Genomic DNA, 17,945 nt, shown 5'->3' with positions numbered 1-17,945 from the left:
TTGAAACGGGGCTTTGTAAGATGAGCCCCTTTATTTTGTTTGTAAGATCTCAAAATGAGAAAAAATTATAAAATGGGCGGCTTTAGGTGTTTCGACCACTTAAAATGAGAAATTATAAATTGCTTTTAAATTGCATTTAAATTAACGAATTCCCATTATGTATTGATAAAGACTTCTCAAATCACGTTCACCGAGTTGTGTTAAGGAGGAGATTCGTTTTCCATATTTTTGTAGGACAATATTGTACAATTCTCCTTTACTAATTCCAAGGTTTGCAGATCTTGCATAAATGCCAGTGTAATGCTCTCTTCTCCATTGAGCATTGTCATTTCTACGAATTTTAGTACGCTTAATTGCCGATTGTTGCTGTAGCCAAGTTATAGCTTCCTCACCTAAATTAGCAGGAATAGCCTGATAAGTTGTAACTTTATAACGTTTTCGTATAGCAGAATACCATTTTGCAAATGCTTGCTGTGGCGTAGCTCCTGCAGCTTGTTCCTTTTCAGCTAATTTTGCGATTAATTCCCTAATCCGAAATGCTATTGATGCATCAATATGTTCTTTGCTTGGTGTAAATTTGGTTGATTGCCTTTCAGTTTTATTGACATTGATATTAACTGATTTGCTATCGATAACGATAACGCTATTGCTACCAGCCTTAATTGTTTTTTTCACTAATTTTGCATCAGATTTTGGTTTTGTTGCTTCTTTAAATAAATGAATTAATTCACCTTTAGGCATATTATTCTCCTATGCTATTGATTTAATAAGTTTTAAAACAGGTTCCTTATTGCTTTCCTCAAGCAAAAGATCATAAATAGTCAATACAAGATCTGCTTTTTTACTTGGTTTTATTACTCGATTTGTTTCCTTTAGTGCCTCTTCAAGAGTCTCAATCGCTAAAGCCAAGGTTTCAGTATTTATGGTAGATCGATGTTTTTCTTTGTTTTCAAGGTTTGGTTCATTTTCAGGCAAACAATAATCAGGATTATTTCTCAATTCTTGTAATGCTGCTGACGGTAGACTCAAATAGTAATATTCAAAAGCCACTCCCTTGGCACCTTTGACTTGTCTCTTTTCCCAATTTTCTTTTACTGCCTTTCTCGTAATGTTGGTTGCCTGCTTAGGTAGTCCGCCTACCCCAACAAGCTCTGAGGCTGTGAACCATTGCTTATTTTGTGATTTCATAAAACCCCTTTTAAAATCAAATTGAATTAAAAAAAGATTTCAAATATTTAATATTAGAAATCAATATCTTATGAGTAAAAATGGTTGGCGTTTAATTTTTTGTGAAATCTCTTATTGATTTCACGAAGATTTCAATATATTATTCAAACCATAGTTAGATGAATTACATCATCAAAGTAGTTGATAACACTAATTTTTAAGGATCTCACATAATGGCGAAAAAGAAAAGATCTCAAGATATGAGCAATCTTGAAATTCGTGGGGAGCTGATGAAAAAAGGACTGAGTTTATCTCAGCTCGGCATAGATAGCGGATTAGCAAAAACCACATTACGGAATGCGCTAGACAAACGTTATCCAAGAGGTGAGCGAATTATCGCAAATGCCTTGGGGCTTGAACCTGCTGATATTTGGCCGTCACGCTATTAAGTGAGTGAATTATGAAAGAATGGTTTTCATCGAAAGAGTTGGCCGGTATAGCTGATTTACCAAAACAAGCCACAAATATTACAAGAAAGGCAGTAAAAGAAAATTGGGAAAAGAGACAAGTTCAAGGAATCAAGGGCGTTAGTTTTGAATATCGTTTCAAATCATTACCAAAATCTGTGCAAGTAGAGCTATTAATTAGTTATAACCTAAAAATGGCCTCTGAAACACCCGTTTCTAAATATTCTCCGCGCAAAACGAAAGAATTGAATTACCTGCCTGAAGTGATTTGGTCGCCGTTTGACAAAGCAACTGACAAGCAACGGAAAGAGGCACAACGGAAACTTGCGATTGTGTCGATGGCGGCTGATTTGATTGCTAATGGGCATAAATTAATGGACGCAATCACCTTGGCTGCAAAAAGCAATGATGAGGCAGTCGGATCGGTTAAACGTTGGTATTACAACGTAAAAGGATTTGAAAAATCTGACTGGTTGCCACGCCTGTTGAGCAATCACGGTGCGAACCGTAAAGCGGCTGAAGCTGAATTCACACCGGAAGCGTGGGAAGCATTTAAATCGGATTATTTCCGCCCTGAACGTCCGCAATTCGGAAGCTGCTACGAACGGCTTAAACGTGCAGCGAGTGAGCAAGGTTGGTCTGTGCCAAGTGTCTCCAGCGTAAAACGTAAAATTGAGCGTGAGATCCCAAGATTGCAGCGTATCTGTTTGCGTGAAGGCGATGCGGCGGTCAGCAAGTATTTTCCAGCAATGCGAAGAACAGTTGAAAGCCTTGAAGCAATGGAATGGATCAACGGCGACGGCTATCAACACAACGTGTTTGTGCAATGGCATAACGGCGAAGTTGTCCGCCCTAAAACGTGGCTTTGGCAAGATGTCCGCACCCGCAAAATCCTCGCCTATCGCGTGGATTTAAGCGAAAACAGCGACATCATTCGGCTCTCTTTGATGGATCTGATTTGGAAATACGGTATCCCACGTGATTTAACAATCGATAACACCCGCGCGGCTGCGAATAAGTGGATGACCGGCGGCGTAAAAAACCGCTACCGCTTTAAAGTGAAAGAAGACGAGCCGATGGGGATTATTCCGCTACTCGGTATCAATTTGCACTGGACATCGGTGCAATTTGGCGAAGGTCACGGGCAGGCGAAGCCGATTGAACGTGCCTTTTCGCACGGCGGATTAGGTGAATTGGTGGATAAGCATCCAAGCCTTGCGGGGTTTTATGCCGGTGAAGATGTTTACAGCAAGCCGGATAACTACAACGGCGGCAAAGCGGGCGTGGATTACGGCACATTTATCCTTGCCCTTGAAGACGGTATTCGCACCTTTAACCAACGCGAAAAGCGTAAAACCGAGATTTGCCAAGGGGTTTACAGCTTTGAACAAGTATTTGAACGAGATTATGCCTTGGCGCATATCCGCCGAGCTAGTGCCGAGCAAATGCGTTTGTTAATGCTGATGAGCGAAGCCGTTACGCTGAGAAAAGACGGCACCTTTGGGCTTGATGTCGGCGGCAAGGTGTATGGCAGAAACAATGAATATCAAGCGATGGAGCTGATTGGCTCGGCTCATAAAAAGGTGGTGGTGAAATTCGACCCTGCTGATTTGCACAGCAAAGTTTGGGTCTATTCCCTTGAAGGCATTTTCTTGGCGGAAGCAGTCTGTACTAGCGCGATTGCCTTCGGCGATAAAGCTGCAGGACGTGAACACGACAAGGCACGTAAACAGTTTGTGAAAGCACAAAAAGCTGCAGCCAAAGCCCAACTAACAATGGACGCACAAGAAGCAGCACGTTACCAACCAGCATTTGAAGAAGAAACGCCACCTGAGCCAAAAATCATCGAAATGATACAGGCAGCAGGCAACACTGCCTGCAAGGTGGAAGTGGAATTAGACGATGATGAAGAATTAAGCGTGATCGACCAAGGCATATCGAATTATTTACAGATGATTAAACGTTAATAGGAGCAAGCAATGACACTAGCAGCACAAATCAAAAAAATTATCAGCGATGAAGGCTTGGTGCAAGCGCAAGTTGCAAAAGAGGTTGGGGTTTCCTCCTCGATTTTGAGCCAGTTTTTAAACGGTGTTTACAAGGGCGACAACAAGAGCGTGGAAAGTGCGGTCAGTAACTGGCTAAAAAGCCGCAGCGAGAAAGTAAAAGTGTTTGTAGAAGCACCGCTCTTTATTGAAACCGCCACGGCAAAGCAGATTTTCACCACCCTTGAATTTGCTCGACTGCTTGGTTCGTTTGCCCTTGTTTATGGGGCAAGCGGTGTGGGCAAAACCCGCTCGGCTCAAGAATACAAAGCCAATAACACCAACGTGTGGCTGGTAACGGCAAGCCCAAGCCGCTCAAGCCTTGCCGAGATTTTATATGAAATGGCGTTAGAGCTAAATATTAATGACGCACCACGCCGTGCTGGTCGCCTTGCTCGTTTAGTATCGAAAAAACTAGAGCGCACCGGTGGCTTGATGATTATCGATGAAGCAGATCATCTACCTTATGCCGCACTGGAAGAAATCCGTATTTTGCAAGAAGAAACCGGCATCGGCTTTGTGCTGATCGGTAACGATAAAGTGTATAACCGTTTGCGTGGCGGCATCAATCAGGCGCACGAGTTTGCCCGGTTGTGGAGTCGGGTCAGCAAGAAGACCAGTATCCAAAAATGCAAAAAAGCGGACGTGACTGCGATTGCCAAAGCGTGGGGCTTAGATATTGATGATAAAGATTTGATGGCGGTATTGAATGAAATCGGCGGTGCGGCAGGCGGGTTGCGAGCATTAACCCAATATCTGCGCCTTGCCGGAATCAGTGCCAAGGGTAACAACACAGTGATCAATCTTGATCTGATTTTAGCCGCAAAACATGAAATGGAAGGAGAAAAATGATGAAACGCACAACACAACTGAAACAAGCCACGCTGTTGACCGCACTTGTCATCGGGTTAGGTGTCGGCATCAGCGATTTTAGCGTGGTAGAAACTGCTGAAAAGCCGCCTTGCCATGACAATGACAAGCTGTGTTGGCAAATGGCAGCAAATGAAGAGTGGAAGCAGGAATACGGCGATATGCCGCCGGCATTATCAGACGAGGCGCAGGCGGAATTAAAAGCGTACTTACAGAAAAAGTATCCGGAGCAACGGTTTTATTAATGGGTGGTTGTTTATGAAAGTTACAGGTTATCGCATTAAATTGGAAGATAAAGGACAAGATTTTACCGCCTTTATCACAGACAAAGATGGAATCATTCAAGAGGCTGTACCTTTTCAAACCGATATATGGCAAGGCGGGCTAATTCCGATTGAACATCAAAAAATTGGTGAACTTTGTATGATTCATAAACCGAGATTTATTGAATACGGCTTTTTGAAATACAAAGTGACAGGCATTACGAAACTAACGGGAGAAAAACAATGAATGAATTTAAACCATTATCCAGTGTGGAAGAGATTATCCAGTTAATTAAAGACGGATTAAAGGAGGGTGGTTTTCTGCTCCGTAAACAACTGGGAACAGGTAGTTATAACGGTATTGAATTTGAGATTTGTCAAAGCCCAAACGGATCAATGCTATTTATCAATCCAGCCAATGACAAAACATTTATTTTAAGTGCCGAAGCGCTGGTGAAGTTAGCTATTTTTGCCGGTTTATTTGACGAAGGAGAACAAAACAATGGCTAAGAAAGTAACAAGAATTAAAAGCGATACGTTTGCGGTGCGTTACCAAGCGCGGGAGCAAGTCGAGGTTGCAATTAAAGAAATCGGTGATTTACAGCGTGAATTACAACGCACTGCGACGGCACAAAATGATGAGCTTGCCACAATCACTGAAAAGTTTGCGCCGCAATTACAAGCGATTCAAAAGCAAATCAAACCGATGCAAGAGGCTGTTCAAGCGTGGTGTGAAAGCAACCGTGATGAGCTGACAAACAGCGGCAAGACCAAAACAGGGAGTTTTAACACGGGGGAGGTACAGTGGCAACAACGTCCGCCAAGCGTCGGGGTTCGTGGGGTTGATACTGTTATTAGTGCGTTGAAAACATTAGGTTTCTTGCAATTTATTCGCACTAAAGAAGAAATTAATAAAGATGCCATGCTAAATGATCCGGATCTTGCGGCAACGGTTGCCGGGGTGACAATTAAAAAAGGTGTTGAAGATTTTGTGATCACACCGTTTGAGCAAGAGGTGGGCTGATGTCGAAAGAAGAATTGAACTTCAAAGCAGTGAGTGAGTTGGCAAGCGAAGTCGAGCGTTCCGGTGATTATGACTATGCCACATCGCTGTGGCAGAAAGCATCGAAACTGGCAAGAAAAAGCGTGAATGCGGACTGGTGTGCCAAGCGTGTTGAGTTTTTAAACCGTTGGGCAGCGCGGTTAAGAGGAGCAAAACAATGAAAAAAGCTGAGGTTATTGATCGCTTTATTGAGCTGGGTGATTTGGTAGACGTGGCGCGTGAAACATGGATTGGCGGTGATGTGCAATCCACTAAAGAAATGCTGACGTTAATCAAAAAAGAACTGAACCGCTTACAACGGAATGTGACACCGAACAGGCTTGAAAACGCGTACTAAAGCAAATTTATAGCCTTTTAATTGCATTAAAACGGCATTTAAAGGGCTACATAATCTGTTTTATCAACCCAAAAAGGAGCAACAAAATGAATTACAGTGATTATATCAAAATGACCCAAATCGGGGTTTATAGCATTGCATTTCCAACGGCGAATATCGTCGAAACCCTTGAAAGTGCGGTACTGGAAGAGCTTGGGGGGAGAAGTTTGAAATCGTCAAGAATCTGCTGACCGACAAGAAAGTGATTCAATTTGAAGGCGGTGGGCTATTCTTCTCGATTCGTGCCGAATATAAAAACCTCACTAAGGAGTTAGTAGCGTGCAAGGTGCTGGAGCTGAAACAACAAGGTAAAGACGGTAAAGGGGTTATTTATGAAGCCAAAACGGCACTATACGAAGTACTGCCGCCATCAAGCGAGCTTTACAACATTTTCTACAACCCGAAAACCCAAATTTTAATCATCAACAGTAACTCAAAACGCAGTAAAACCGCACTAACTCAGTTGGTTGGGGTGTTTGGTTTGATTGGCGTGAAATCGGTGATCGTATCGCAAGAAAAACTGGGAATTAACACCAAATTTGCATCTTATCTCAGCACCGGGTCACGGTTATTTTCGCAGGTTGGATTTGACCATGAAGCCACGCTACGCCGCGAAAGCGAAGATGACACCACTTACCGCACTTGTCGCCATTTAGACACCGAAACCGGTAAAAATAATGCGATGCATACCTTGAGCGAAGGATTTGTCGTGCAATCCCTCGCCATGCGCTGTCAGGGTGATCATGACTTTGGGTTGCGTTTTAAGTTAGATGAAAACTTGAAAATTCGCAGCATGCGCTTTGCCAGATATGCTGAAGTCGCCCGTGAATTGCGCTCTGATGAGGCAAGAAAAGATTTAATTCTGGTTGATTATCTGGAGGAACAATACGGCTTGTTGAATCGGATTATCCGCTCAACGGTGTTGGAGTTCACCCAAGATACCAAGCTGGAAAACTTTGTTTAAAGCCCATTTACCGCCCTTTGGCAGTATACAGAGGGCGGAATAATGTGTTTTGAGGAGCAGCATATGACAACGAAAGGCTATACCAAACCGAAATTAACCCAGTTGATCCACATTGCCAAAAGCCAACAGTCGATGGACGAAATGACGTATCGCGCGATGTTGGAGCGGATTACCGGTAAAACCAGTTGCAAGCAGATGACAGTGATTGAGCTAAATAAAGTGCTGCGCGAGATGGAGCAGAAAGGCTTTAAAGTGCGGTCTAACGGCGTGTTGCGTGGTGGGCGGAGTAAGTCGCCGAGTACACAAAATGCACTAGTGAAACATGATATTGCCCATAAAATCCGTGCGGTATGGATCACAATGGCAAAGAGTGGTCAAGTCCGCGACGGCAGTGAACAAGCGTTAAATGCGTGGGTGCGCGGTGTGATTAATCCGATTTTGGCAAAACAAGGCAAACCAATGGCGTTGAATGTGGCGAGTTTGGAGTATGAGCAAGGTGCAATTGTGCTGGAACGGCTGAAAAAATGGCAGCAGCGAGGTGCGAAATAATGAAACTGGCACGCTGCCCTGTTTGTCATTCCGATATTCACCTCGACCAATTGCTTGAAGATGAAGCCGGAAGGGATCTGTTGCGGATTATCACCGAAACCAAATACGAAGTGGCTCGCCCGTTGGTGAGCTATATTGCGTTATTCCGCCCTGCAAAATCGGCATTGAGCAACTCAAGAGCGGTAAAGTTAATGAACGAGGTGTTAGCGATGTATCAACCGTCGCACTTGCTTGCTCACGCACTCTCCGAAACCGTCGCCGCGGTGCAGAAAAAATGCCGTGACCACAGCAACTGTACGCCGCTTGCCAATCATGAATATTTAAAACAGGTCTATAAAACCGCCGAGCCGAAATTTGGTGCAGGGTCAGCGGCAGCGGTGAATGCCGAAGCGGACGCAGCCGCCAGAAAACGCAACAGCGAAACGGAAGCGCGGCACAATGCAATTTTGTATATCGAAAACATGAAAGGGCTTGGGCAGGACATTACCCGGTTGTCGGGGTATGAGGTTTGGCTTGAGTATCAGCAACAGAAAAGAGGACATTATGAGCGATAACCAACACGATTTATTTGCTGACGATCATGAGTTGCTTGGTCAGTTGATTGATAATCTGGATCATATCCCTGCCGAAGAACTCGCCCACCGCTGGCCGCAAAGCCTTGCTGAATTGATTGATGTGCTGGCGTGTGAATTGACCCGACAAGGTACGGATAGCGACAAAGCCAAGCAAACAGCGGCTAAGCTTGCCGGCGTGATTGCCCACTATCTCGGCGGCCGCTCAACCTATATCCCCAACGGCGCGGTGCTGAAAGACGCTCTGCGTGACTATTCGATTTATGCCAAGTTCAGTGGTAGAAATGTGCCAGAGTTATGTAAAGAATTTAATTTGAGTGAAAGTCATATTTATGCGATTATCAGACAGCAACGGACGTTGATACGCAGACGCTATCAGCGAGATTTGTTTGAGGAATAATTGAATGTTTGAGTGGATTAAAAATTTATTAAGAAAAGAGCAATCAAATCCTGTAGTAGCGTCTAAGACTTATAAAAATAGTAGACAGAAAAGAAGAGCGTTTACTTATGATGAGAGTTTAGACGATATCCCTGTAGGTGTTGGTGCTATTAAACGTTCTGGTAAGTTTATTCCTAAGGATATTGTTTTCGATGCATGGACATCGGGAAATTTAGATTTTATGGTGAGTGTTTTAGACCAAAAAACACACATTATTGATCGTCATTATTTATTGCAAAATATTGTTAGTTTGGCTTATAAAGAAAAAAAAGGAGCTATTCTGGAAAATGCAGCAAAGCTACATATTGCAGAGTTTGACGAAATAAAACCTGCATTATTGTTAGACTTTAAAGGAATTTTGCCGAGAATATCAACATTCCAATATTATGCAATGTATTTGACCTCAGAAAAGCGGTTTGATGAGGCAATCAAGATTTGCGAAATTGCTATCAATTATGGAGTTCAAGATAATACTCAATCAGGATTTGAAGGGCGTATAGTTAGAATTAATAAGAATAGAACTAAAATAGCTCATAACTAAAATTATAATGACTATCAGGCATCAACAGATACTGATCAGGCTGAATTATTAAAAAGATTTATTTGAATAATAAGGAGAGATTATGAGATTGCTAAAAACAATATTATTCGCTGCTATTACTACGTTATCAACGCAAGCAATGGCGGTTGATGGGTATAAAGATCTAAAGTTCGGTATGAGCTTAAAACAGGTAAAAAAGTCATATCCTTGTAAATGGACTGCTTATACTCACGTCAAAAATAGCTGGCATTGCCCTAAAATATTATTTATGGGTGAAAACACAACAATGTTGACTACTTTTGATGATGGAAAGCTGGCAAGAGTTGCGATTAATGTACCAATATCACTTTCTGAGCGACTGATTAATGCCCTAAAAGAAAAGTATACTATTTCAACGTATTATGATGAAAACGATACATTTTCAGAGGTAAAGTTTGATGATGATACAGTTACGCTGCAAATGAAAAAAGGTAATGCTAGTAACGACTATGATTACAAGTTATATCTAATGTATAGTATTAAAGATTTTGATAAAAAAGAAAGTAAAAAGACAAGAGAAAACGATAAGAAAGATTTATAGCTCAACGTTTTGGCTATTTTTGTCTGAAAGTCCACAAACTCACTAAAATCACCGGTCTTTTAAACTCTTACTATGATAAATAGTAGGAGTTTTTTTATGGCATCTGTCGATGATTTTCAACGATTTTTTGACCGTCTAATCAAGCACGAGGGCGGTTATATCTATCACCCCAAAGATCCAGGCGGCGAAACGAATTGGGGTATCACCAAACGTACCGCACAGACAAATGGCTATTCTGGCACAATGCGTGAGATGACACGGCTGAAAGCGCGCGAAATCTACCACAAGGCATTTTGGCAACGTTATCACTGTGATCAATATCCGTCCGCATTGGCGTTTCAGCTGTTCGACGCTGCGGTTAATCACGGTTTCGGCAATGCGGCACAAATGCTACAGCGCGCAGTCGGTGTCGCCGATGACGGGATTATCGGTGCAATCACGTTACAGCAAATCAATAACTTACCGGTGTCGGATATGCTGCTACGCTTTAATGCCGAACGTATTCGGTTCTACACCAAACTTTCAACATTCAATACTTTCGGGCGTGGTTGGGTGAATCGGGTTGCCGATAATCTGCTCTATGCCTCTGATGATAACGAGGTGTGAGATGAAATTATCTGATTTGATTACTAACACCGACCAACGCCTTTCTACCACCGGCACAATTCAATTTTTAGGCTTTGTGGCGATGACGGCGATTTTGCTTTATTGCGTTTATTTAGACCGCTCTTATGTGCCTGAACTGTTCACTACTTTTGCCCTGTTTTGTGGCGGTTTAGTCGCAACCAAGGGCGCAGTGAGCGCCTATCGTGAGCGAGGTAAGCAAGATGATTAGTTTGCAAGCCTTGCTCTATGGCGGCGGTTCAGTGGCGGTGATTATCGGTTATTTATTGCTGAAGAATACCATTTTAAAGCGGTTATTAAAAAGCCAAGAGCTGACCATCACCAAGGAGCGGTCGGAAAAAACGGCGATAAAACAGGAGCTAAACAATGCGGCAATTCGACAAAAGAATGCGGAAAACACTACTCGCCTTAGCGATAGCGACGTGGATAAGCGGTTGCACGAACGGGGCGAATTTCGTGCCGATTAGCGGTTGTTCGGCATTCGGTAAGATTTACCCCAGCCGTGCAGACACCGCAGAAACCAAGCGGCAAGTGTTGACCCACAATGAAACCTATGACGCGGTTTGTGATAAGGGAAAATAATGTCATTTTTTAAATATTACACCAAGCAAAAATTGGCTAAAGAGTTTACACATTACGGCAAGTTATTCGGTGTTCCTGTTTATGTTGATATGCGTACTGAGCCGGGGCCAGTTGTTGAAACAGCTAATTTTATTCCTGATTGGGTTTTAGATATTGCCGAACCGACTTACTTCTTCATTGAAAGTCTTATGAATTTTAATGACGAGAGCTATGAACCGATGTACTGGATTAAATTAATTAAACGGACAACACCGTGCGATTGTAAAAATTGCACTGATAAGGACAAAAATGAGTGATTTAGCAGACCGCGCACAGGCGCAAATGGAACAGATTGCCGAATTACGACAGCGTTATGAAAGAAAGCCGAGAGCGGAAGTTGTGCAGGGTGATGTGCGGTTTTGTGAGGATTGTGGCGAGCAAATCCCTGAAAAGCGGGTGCGAATTTTACCGTATTGCGTGCGCTGTGTGGATTGTCAGGAGTTAGCAGAAAGATGATAGAAGTATTAGATGTTATCCGCCAACACTGGGCGATTATTTTAACCGCGGCAGGGCTGGTTGGTACGGCGGTAAAGCTCTCAATGGACAGTAAATACGTGCGGCACGATGAGTTGAAGCCGCTGAAAAGCAATATGTACGACCATCGCGAGCGGTTAAATACCCTTGAGCATACGGTCAAAACGTTGCCGACGGCAAATGATGTGGCGGAATTAAAGATTTTAATGACCGAAATCAAGGGTGACACCAAAGCGTTAAACAAAGAAGTGAGCGGATTAAGTCATCAAGTCGGCTTATTGATTGAAAAAGAGGTAAATAAATAATGAAAAATATTTTCACCCAAGACCAGCGATTAGTGATTTTACGCTCATTAGATGAAATGGGTTACAACGCCAACGAAAGTATTTTAGACGATTGTTTACAGATGTACGGACACAATATCAGCCGTGATTTGGTGCGTAACCATATTTTGTGGTTGGAAGAGCAAGAGCTGGTAACGGTCGAGCGAATTAACGGCGATTTTCTGGTTGCAGCGATTACACAACGTGGGTTAGACGTGGCACGCGGTCAAACAATTGTAAGCGGTGTAAAACGCCCAAATCCACGTCGTTAAAACGGCATTAAAATGGAGTTTTAACCATGGAAAAATCAACACGCGGACGTGCCTCAAAAATCGACTTATTGCCGCCGACTATTAAAACCCAGCTTGCGATGATGTTGCGTGATAAGCAATTTTCGCAAGCTGAAATTTTACAAGAAATCAATGATCTGATTATGGATTGTGGGCTTGATGCCGAAATGCAGTTAAGCCGCACCGGGCTAAACCGATACGCCAGCCGAATGGAGAAGATCGGCTCGAAAATTCGCCAAGCGCGTGAAGTAGCGGAAGTCTGGACAAAACAATTTGGCGAAATGCCTGAAACCGATATCGGCAAAACCGCCCTTGAATTGGTGAAATACCTCTCCTTTGAAATGTCGTCCAAGTTTGCCGAACAAGGGGTTGCTGAGCCGAAAGAGCTGGCAATGTTGGCGGTCACTATCCAACGCCTAGAACAAGCTGCCAGTTTAAGTTATGCCCGTGAAAATAAAATTCGTAAAGAAATGGCACAGCTTGCTGCTGAAACCGCTGAAAAAGCGGTGGCACAAGCGGGCTTATCGAAAGAAACTGTCGATAATCTTAAACTGCAAATCTTGGGGTTAGCATAATGAGCCTACCTGCATTTATCCCTTTTGACCAAAATGAATTGTTGTTGGGCTATCAAAAACGCTGGGTGGTTGACGGCAGTCAATTAAAAATCGCTGAGAAATCACGCCGTACGGGGCTGACTTGGGCGGAGGCGGCGGATGATGTTTTGATTGCCAGTCAAGTCAAAAATGACGGTGGCTCAGACGTATTTTATATTGGTTCGAACAAAGAAATGGCACGTGAATTTATCGACGCTTGCGCAATGTGGGCGAGTAAATTTAATCGTGCTGCCGGTGAGGTGCAAGAAGAACTGTTTGATAACGAAGATAAGGACATTTTAACGTATGTCATCTATTTTGCCTCGGGCTTTAAAATTAAAGCCCTGTCATCAAATCCAAAAAATTTGCGTGGTATGCAAGGGATTGTCTGTATCGATGAAGCGGCGTTTCACGATAAGTTAGCCGAAGTGCTGAAAGCGGCGCTGGCATTGACGATGTGGGGCGCAAAAGTGCGGTTGATTTCTACCCACAATGGCGTGGGCAATCTGTTTAATCAGCTTATTCAAGACAGTCGCGCAGGGCGCAAACGCTACTCTATCCATACGATTACCCTTGATGATGCCTGTAACGAAGGGCTTTATCAGCGGATTTGCCAAGTATCAAAACAAGACTGGTCGCCCGAAAAAGAGGCAAACTGGAAAGCGGATTTATTGCGCGACACCGCCACCGAAGAAGATGCGTTGGAAGAATATTACTGCGTGCCGAAACAATCATCAGGGGCGTATATTCCCCGTCCGCTGATTGAGCGTGCGGCTGATGAAGCAATGCAAATTGTGCGCTTTGAAGCGGATAAAGATTTTATTAACTGGACGGAAGACGAACGTGAAAGAGCGGTTCAGGCGTGGATTGCTGAGACCTTGCAACCGCTGCTCGACAAGCTCAACCCTGATTTGCGCCACAGTTTCGGTGAGGACTTTGCGCGCAAACAGGATTTATCGGTGTTTTCAATAATGCAAATTAACCAAGACACCAGTCGCGAAATTGTGATCACGGTTGAAATCCGCAACTGCACCTATAACCAGCAACGCACGTTGATGTTGCACTGCTTGAAATCACTCCCCCGTTTTATCGGCGCGGCGTTTGACGCTACCGGAAACGGCGGATTTTTGGCGGAAGCGGCACGGCTGCGCTACGGTGAGGGAATGATTGACAGCGTGATGTTAAATGACAACTGGTATCGCGAATGGATGCCGAAATACAAGGCGTTGTTTGAAGACGGTTATATCAAAATTCCGAAAGACGAGGATATTATCACCGACCAAGGGCATATCAAAGTCATTAACGGCGTACCGAAAATCGACAAGGGGCGCGACAACGACAAGAGCGGTGCGAAACGCCACGGCGACAGTGCGGTGGCGTATTGTATGGCGGTGCGAGCCAGTTATATGACCGGCGGTGAAATTGATTACATTCCGCTGCCGCCGAAACACAGCACGGAAATTGACGATGATGACGATTTCGGTCAAAGCGAATGGAAATACCACTAAGGATCAATAATGAGCAGAATTATAGATATACACGGCAATCCGTTTGATTTTGATGATGAATTGCAAAGTGAAAATGAGAGCAAGCTAGCGTGGACAACATCACGCTATCAGGAACACCCGAGCGTGGCGTTGTCGCCGATGAAAGTGGCAACACTGCTGCTCGATGCCGAGCAAGGCAATATCGCCAGCCAATCGGAGCTGGCGGAAGATATGGAAGAAAAAGACGGGCATCTGTTTTCGGAAATCGCCAAACGTCGCAACGCTATTCAGGAAGTCGATTGGCAAATTGTGCCGCCACGCAACGCCACAGCCGCTGAACAGCAGGATGCTGAAATGCTCGATGAAATCTTGCGTGATGCGGTGTGGTTCGATGATTGTATTTTTGATGCCACTGACGCAATTTTAAAGGGCTACAGCTGCCAAGAAATCGAATGGGAGCCGAATTTGGTGGGCGGTTTGAAGTTGATTAAAACCGTACATTTTCGTGAAAGTGGTTGGTTCACCACGCCACACAATCACCGTAATACGCTGCGTTTGCGTGATGGTTCGGTGGACGGAATTGACTTGCAGCCGTTCGGTTGGATTAAGCATATTGCTAAATCAAAAACCGGTTATTTATCGCGAATCGGTTTGGTGCGCACGTTGGTTTGGCCCTATTTATACAAAAATTTCTCAACCCGCGATTTTGCCGAGTTTTTAGAGATTTACCGCTTGCCGCTACGCTTGGGAAAATATCCCGATGGGGCAACCAAAGCGGAAAAAGACACCTTGCTCAAGGCGGTGATGGGGATTGGGCATAACGCCGGTGGCGTGATCCCTCGTGGAATGGAAATTGAGTTTCAAAACGCTGCCAACGGCAATTCTGAGCCGTTTATGACTATGGTGTCGTGGGCAGAGAAAACCATGAGCAAAGCCATTCTGGGCGGCACATTGACCAGTCAAGCAGATGGCAAGACCTCGACCAATGCGTTAGGCTCGGTGCATAACGATGTGCGTAAAGAGATCCGCAATGCGGACTTGAAACGGCTGCAAGCCACGCTCAACCGCGATTTGATTTATCCGCTGTATGCCCTGAACGGCAAATCATTTAACGACGTGCGCCGGCTGCCACGAATTGAATTTAATATCGCTGAGAGTGCCGACACCAATTCATTTGCCGACGGCATCGGCAAGCTAGTGGATATCGGTTTCAGAATTCCTGCAAACTGGGCGCATGACCAATTGCAAATTCCGGTGGCGGAGAAAGACGATGAGATTTTGGTACGACAAGGCGCGGCACAAACCGCACTTTTATCCGCGAAAAATGAGAAAAAATCGCGGTTGGCGATTTTAAGCGTGCAGCCTGATCCTGATGAACTGTTGGATAAGTTAGAGCCGACGGCGGAAGAGTATCAACAGATTATTGATCCGATGTTGAAGCCGATTATTACCGCACTTGAGCAAGAGGACTATGAAGCGGCACAGGAAAAAATCGCCGTATTGTATGCAGATCTGGACGATAAGGGGCTGGAAGAAATGCTCATCCGTGCAATTTTTGTATCTGATATGTTGGGGCGATTAAATGCCAAACGCTAAACCTGCTGCCGATCTTGATATGGGCTATATTCTACGGCTTGAGCCAAAACTGGTGGTAGATTATATGAAAGCCAAAGGCTATAACATCACATGGAACTGGCAGGAACAACTTGAAGAAGCACACGCCCGCGCCTTTACGGTGGCAAAAGCCACCCGATTGGACGTGTTGAATGAAATCAATGTTGCGGTACAGGATGCCATGCAAAATGGCGTGCCGGAGCGGGATTTTATCAACAACCTGCGCCCGAAACTGGAGCAAATGGGCTGGTGGGGCAAACAGGTTGTAGTGGATAGTAGCGGCAATGCGGAAATGGTGCAACTTGGCAGTCCACGGCGTTTAAAAACGATTTTACACACCAACAAAATGACCGCGTATCACGCAGGACGCTACGCCGAGCAAATGGCGAACAGCGACGAACAACCCTATTTGCAGTATGTCGCGGTGGCAGACAGTCGTACCCGTCCCAGTCATTTAGCGTTGCACGGCAAGGTGTATCGCTATGACGATCCGATTTGGAACACGTTGTATCCGCCGAATGATTGGGGGTGTCGCTGCCGAGTGCGTGGGTTAAGTGAATTTCGATTAAAGAAAAACGGTTTGACGGTTTCTAGCAGTGAGGGACAAATTGAAACGGAATGGGTGCTTGCCGGTGTGGATAAAGCCACCGGTGAAGAAATCCACGTGCAAATCAGCAAAATCAAAACCGAAAACGGCACAATGAAAACCGGTGCCGGCTGGAACTACAATGTCGGTCAAGCGGCGTTTGGTGCAGATATTGCGGTGATCCGCAAATTGCAAGCCGTGCAAAACCGTGAGTTACGACAAGAGGCTATTCAGGCGATCAATAACAGCCCTGAACGGCATAAGGTGTTTGAGAATTGGGTGCTGGCAAAATTAGGTAAAATGGGGGCGAGTGATAAGTATATTGCCGCAGGATTTATAACAACAGAAATTGCTGAAAAAGTCACCGCTCTTTCCGGTGGGGAAGTGCTTTCAGAGCAGATCCTGGTTATGACAGAACGAAGTCTGGCTCACGCAAATAGTGATAAACACCATGCTGGTGGTATCGGATTGACGGCTAAAGATTATGCGAGTGCATCGCGAATTATTGCTGAAGAAAATCTAGTGGTTTTCGATAAGTTAGATGAACATCGAAATCTTATTTATTTCTCAAAAGATCGGAAAGTTAAAGTTGTTGTTCAGCCAAGCTTTAATCAAAAACGTTTAAAACCTAAGGAAAAGCTCGACGCAATCATTAATATTTATCAGGTTAAGGATTTTGAAGATGTGGAAAATGCAATTCGAGGAGGGCAGTATGTTGTAGTTAAGGAAGGAAACTAAATGCTGTGGTGGGGGTTGAACCCACGATATACATAATCACTGATTATGCCGCGTTACCATTTCGCCACACAGCACTTTAGTTGCTTAAAATTTACGCTCATTTTAACCAAAAGTCAAATTCAATCAGGAAAAATATGCACTTAGAATTTAAATTCGATACCTCAGAAATCCAACGAAAATTCCGCAAACTTGCCGAAATGGGCAAAAGTGACGGTTTAACCCGAAAAATTGCCGATGTTTTACTGGAAGAAGCGGAACAGGCATTTGACGCTGAACGCTCGCCCGAGGGCGATAAATGGGCGGCGTTAAATCCCGATTACAAGAAGCGTCTGCACAAGAAAGGCTATACCGGTAAGATGTTGCAAGCCAGTAGTGATTTGGCGAGGAGTTTGAATATCGACTACGGCGACAGCTTTGCAATGATCGGGGCAGCAGAGTCTTATGGGCAATATCATATGACCGGCACAAAACATATGCCGGCACGTCCATTTTTAGGTTTGGGCGAAGACGGTATCGAGCAGATTAAGCAGATTTTAAATAAAGCCCTTAAAAACGCCGTAGAGAGCGGATAATCTTTTTCGGCAGTTCCGTCCGTCCAAAAAAATTTAAACGAATTTAAACGCGGTTTAAACGCATTTAAACGCTATCCCACCCATAAGATAAAACCCAATTACCCAAAATCCACTCACCTTGCCAAAA

The 17,945-nt window shown here is 44.2% G+C and carries 30 protein-coding genes and 1 tRNA gene; 28 read left to right on the top strand and 3 right to left on the bottom strand.

Annotation, left to right across the window (positions count from 1 at the left end):
* Window positions 1-141: 141 nt before the first annotated feature.
* On the bottom strand, window positions 142-741 hold the full coding sequence (locus ACUHGC_RS05415) for a hypothetical protein (protein WP_446834610.1): 600 nt from the start codon (window positions 739-741) through the stop codon (window positions 142-144).
* A 9-nt stretch (window positions 742-750) separates the two neighbouring features.
* Window positions 751-1,188 (bottom strand): DNA-binding protein, encoded by a 438-nt coding sequence (locus ACUHGC_RS05410; protein WP_446834609.1) that lies wholly within the window; start codon window positions 1,186-1,188, stop codon window positions 751-753.
* A 212-nt stretch (window positions 1,189-1,400) separates the two neighbouring features.
* Here ACUHGC_RS05410 and ACUHGC_RS05405 point away from each other — a divergent pair, with 212 nt between their 5' ends.
* The 27 genes from ACUHGC_RS05405 (at window position 1,401) to ACUHGC_RS05275 (ending at window position 17,246) form a co-directional block, all read left to right on the top strand.
* The gene (locus ACUHGC_RS05405; RefSeq protein WP_446834608.1) at window positions 1,401-1,616 is read left to right on the top strand and encodes a helix-turn-helix domain-containing protein; all 216 of its coding nucleotides are present in this window, start codon (window positions 1,401-1,403) and stop codon (window positions 1,614-1,616) included.
* An 11-nt stretch (window positions 1,617-1,627) separates the two neighbouring features.
* Complete coding sequence (locus tag ACUHGC_RS05400; protein ID WP_446834607.1) at window positions 1,628-3,601, top strand: transposase domain-containing protein; 1,974 nt, start codon at window positions 1,628-1,630, stop codon at window positions 3,599-3,601.
* Window positions 3,602-3,613: 12 nt separating this feature from the next.
* A complete protein-coding gene (locus tag ACUHGC_RS05395) occupies window positions 3,614-4,531 on the top strand; it encodes an AAA family ATPase (RefSeq protein ID WP_446834606.1) in 918 nt (305 codons plus the stop codon).
* On the top strand, window positions 4,531-4,794 hold the full coding sequence (locus ACUHGC_RS05390) for a hypothetical protein (RefSeq protein ID WP_446834605.1): 264 nt from the start codon (window positions 4,531-4,533) through the stop codon (window positions 4,792-4,794). Before ACUHGC_RS05395 ends, ACUHGC_RS05390 begins: the two co-directional genes overlap by 1 nt.
* 13 nt (window positions 4,795-4,807) lie before the next feature.
* A complete protein-coding gene (locus ACUHGC_RS05385) occupies window positions 4,808-5,059 on the top strand; it encodes a hypothetical protein (protein ID WP_446834604.1) in 252 nt (83 codons plus the stop codon).
* A complete protein-coding gene (locus tag ACUHGC_RS05380; RefSeq protein ID WP_446834603.1) occupies window positions 5,056-5,322 on the top strand; it encodes a hypothetical protein in 267 nt (88 codons plus the stop codon). Before ACUHGC_RS05385 ends, ACUHGC_RS05380 begins: the two co-directional genes overlap by 4 nt.
* Window positions 5,315-5,836, top strand: a complete 522-nt coding sequence (locus ACUHGC_RS05375; RefSeq protein WP_446834602.1) for a host-nuclease inhibitor Gam family protein — start codon at window positions 5,315-5,317, stop codon at window positions 5,834-5,836. The genes ACUHGC_RS05380 and ACUHGC_RS05375 overlap by 8 nt, the downstream gene beginning before the upstream one ends.
* Window positions 5,836-6,036, top strand: coding sequence for an ANR family transcriptional regulator (locus tag ACUHGC_RS05370; RefSeq protein ID WP_446834601.1), 201 nt, complete (start codon window positions 5,836-5,838; stop codon window positions 6,034-6,036). The genes ACUHGC_RS05375 and ACUHGC_RS05370 overlap by 1 nt, the downstream gene beginning before the upstream one ends.
* Window positions 6,033-6,212, top strand: coding sequence for a hypothetical protein (locus ACUHGC_RS05365; protein WP_446834600.1), 180 nt, complete (start codon window positions 6,033-6,035; stop codon window positions 6,210-6,212). The genes ACUHGC_RS05370 and ACUHGC_RS05365 overlap by 4 nt, the downstream gene beginning before the upstream one ends.
* Before the next feature lie 86 nt (window positions 6,213-6,298).
* The gene (locus ACUHGC_RS05360; protein ID WP_446834599.1) at window positions 6,299-6,442 is read left to right on the top strand and encodes a hypothetical protein; all 144 of its coding nucleotides are present in this window, start codon (window positions 6,299-6,301) and stop codon (window positions 6,440-6,442) included.
* A gap of 11 nt (window positions 6,443-6,453) precedes the next feature.
* Window positions 6,454-7,215 carry a hypothetical protein gene (locus tag ACUHGC_RS05355; RefSeq protein WP_446834598.1) on the top strand — a complete coding sequence of 254 codons (762 nt, stop codon included), beginning with the start codon at window positions 6,454-6,456 and terminating at the stop codon, window positions 7,213-7,215.
* A gap of 63 nt (window positions 7,216-7,278) precedes the next feature.
* Window positions 7,279-7,764 (top strand): gp16 family protein, encoded by a 486-nt coding sequence (locus tag ACUHGC_RS05350; RefSeq protein ID WP_446834597.1) that lies wholly within the window; start codon window positions 7,279-7,281, stop codon window positions 7,762-7,764.
* Window positions 7,764-8,318 carry a hypothetical protein gene (locus ACUHGC_RS05345; RefSeq protein ID WP_446834596.1) on the top strand — a complete coding sequence of 185 codons (555 nt, stop codon included), beginning with the start codon at window positions 7,764-7,766 and terminating at the stop codon, window positions 8,316-8,318. The genes ACUHGC_RS05350 and ACUHGC_RS05345 overlap by 1 nt, the downstream gene beginning before the upstream one ends.
* Entirely contained in the window at window positions 8,308-8,736 is a 429-nt protein-coding gene (locus ACUHGC_RS05340) for a Mor transcription activator family protein (RefSeq protein ID WP_446834595.1), read from the top strand. The genes ACUHGC_RS05345 and ACUHGC_RS05340 overlap by 11 nt, the downstream gene beginning before the upstream one ends.
* Before the next feature lie 4 nt (window positions 8,737-8,740).
* Window positions 8,741-9,316: a hypothetical protein gene (locus ACUHGC_RS05335; RefSeq protein ID WP_446834594.1), complete on the top strand. Its 576-nt coding sequence runs from the start codon at window positions 8,741-8,743 to the stop codon at window positions 9,314-9,316.
* Between the two features lie 82 nt (window positions 9,317-9,398).
* Complete coding sequence (locus ACUHGC_RS05330; RefSeq protein WP_446834593.1) at window positions 9,399-9,896, top strand: hypothetical protein; 498 nt, start codon at window positions 9,399-9,401, stop codon at window positions 9,894-9,896.
* 96 nt (window positions 9,897-9,992) lie between these two features.
* On the top strand, window positions 9,993-10,502 hold the full coding sequence (locus tag ACUHGC_RS05325; protein ID WP_446834592.1) for a glycoside hydrolase family 108 protein: 510 nt from the start codon (window positions 9,993-9,995) through the stop codon (window positions 10,500-10,502).
* Window position 10,503: 1 nt separating this feature from the next.
* Window positions 10,504-10,731: a DUF2644 domain-containing protein gene (locus tag ACUHGC_RS05320; RefSeq protein WP_446834591.1), complete on the top strand. Its 228-nt coding sequence runs from the start codon at window positions 10,504-10,506 to the stop codon at window positions 10,729-10,731.
* Window positions 10,724-10,987 carry a DUF2681 domain-containing protein gene (locus ACUHGC_RS05315; RefSeq protein ID WP_446834590.1) on the top strand — a complete coding sequence of 88 codons (264 nt, stop codon included), beginning with the start codon at window positions 10,724-10,726 and terminating at the stop codon, window positions 10,985-10,987. Before ACUHGC_RS05320 ends, ACUHGC_RS05315 begins: the two co-directional genes overlap by 8 nt.
* Window positions 10,988-11,101: 114 nt before the next feature.
* Window positions 11,102-11,398 (top strand): hypothetical protein, encoded by a 297-nt coding sequence (locus tag ACUHGC_RS05310; protein ID WP_446834589.1) that lies wholly within the window; start codon window positions 11,102-11,104, stop codon window positions 11,396-11,398.
* Entirely contained in the window at window positions 11,391-11,597 is a 207-nt protein-coding gene (locus ACUHGC_RS05305; protein ID WP_446834588.1) for a TraR/DksA C4-type zinc finger protein, read from the top strand. The genes ACUHGC_RS05310 and ACUHGC_RS05305 overlap by 8 nt, the downstream gene beginning before the upstream one ends.
* Window positions 11,594-11,920: a DUF2730 family protein gene (locus ACUHGC_RS05300; RefSeq protein ID WP_446834587.1), complete on the top strand. Its 327-nt coding sequence runs from the start codon at window positions 11,594-11,596 to the stop codon at window positions 11,918-11,920. Before ACUHGC_RS05305 ends, ACUHGC_RS05300 begins: the two co-directional genes overlap by 4 nt.
* Window positions 11,920-12,210, top strand: a complete 291-nt coding sequence (locus tag ACUHGC_RS05295) for a VpaChn25_0724 family phage protein (protein WP_446834586.1) — start codon at window positions 11,920-11,922, stop codon at window positions 12,208-12,210. Before ACUHGC_RS05300 ends, ACUHGC_RS05295 begins: the two co-directional genes overlap by 1 nt.
* Window positions 12,211-12,236: 26 nt before the next feature.
* Window positions 12,237-12,803, top strand: a complete 567-nt coding sequence (locus ACUHGC_RS05290; RefSeq protein ID WP_446834585.1) for a DUF3486 family protein — start codon at window positions 12,237-12,239, stop codon at window positions 12,801-12,803.
* The gene (locus ACUHGC_RS05285) at window positions 12,803-14,329 is read left to right on the top strand and encodes a terminase large subunit domain-containing protein (RefSeq protein ID WP_446834584.1); all 1,527 of its coding nucleotides are present in this window, start codon (window positions 12,803-12,805) and stop codon (window positions 14,327-14,329) included. The genes ACUHGC_RS05290 and ACUHGC_RS05285 overlap by 1 nt, the downstream gene beginning before the upstream one ends.
* A 9-nt stretch (window positions 14,330-14,338) precedes the next feature.
* Window positions 14,339-15,904 carry a DUF935 domain-containing protein gene (locus ACUHGC_RS05280; RefSeq protein ID WP_446834583.1) on the top strand — a complete coding sequence of 522 codons (1,566 nt, stop codon included), beginning with the start codon at window positions 14,339-14,341 and terminating at the stop codon, window positions 15,902-15,904.
* Window positions 15,891-17,246: a phage head morphogenesis protein gene (locus ACUHGC_RS05275; protein WP_446834582.1), complete on the top strand. Its 1,356-nt coding sequence runs from the start codon at window positions 15,891-15,893 to the stop codon at window positions 17,244-17,246. Before ACUHGC_RS05280 ends, ACUHGC_RS05275 begins: the two co-directional genes overlap by 14 nt.
* On the opposite strand, the gene ACUHGC_RS05270 is transcribed toward ACUHGC_RS05275, so the two are convergent.
* A tRNA-OTHER gene (locus tag ACUHGC_RS05270) sits at window positions 17,247-17,320 on the bottom strand.
* A 60-nt stretch (window positions 17,321-17,380) separates the two neighbouring features.
* Between ACUHGC_RS05270 and ACUHGC_RS05265 the strand changes: the two genes are divergently transcribed.
* Window positions 17,381-17,818: a phage virion morphogenesis protein gene (locus tag ACUHGC_RS05265; protein ID WP_446834581.1), complete on the top strand. Its 438-nt coding sequence runs from the start codon at window positions 17,381-17,383 to the stop codon at window positions 17,816-17,818.
* Window positions 17,819-17,945: the final 127 nt, after the last annotated feature.

The sequence above is a fragment of the Testudinibacter sp. P27/CKL/0425 genome, assembly GCF_052931395.1.
The sequence above is the reverse complement of the archived record's forward strand: the minus strand, read 5'-3'. Positions and strand labels throughout refer to the sequence as shown.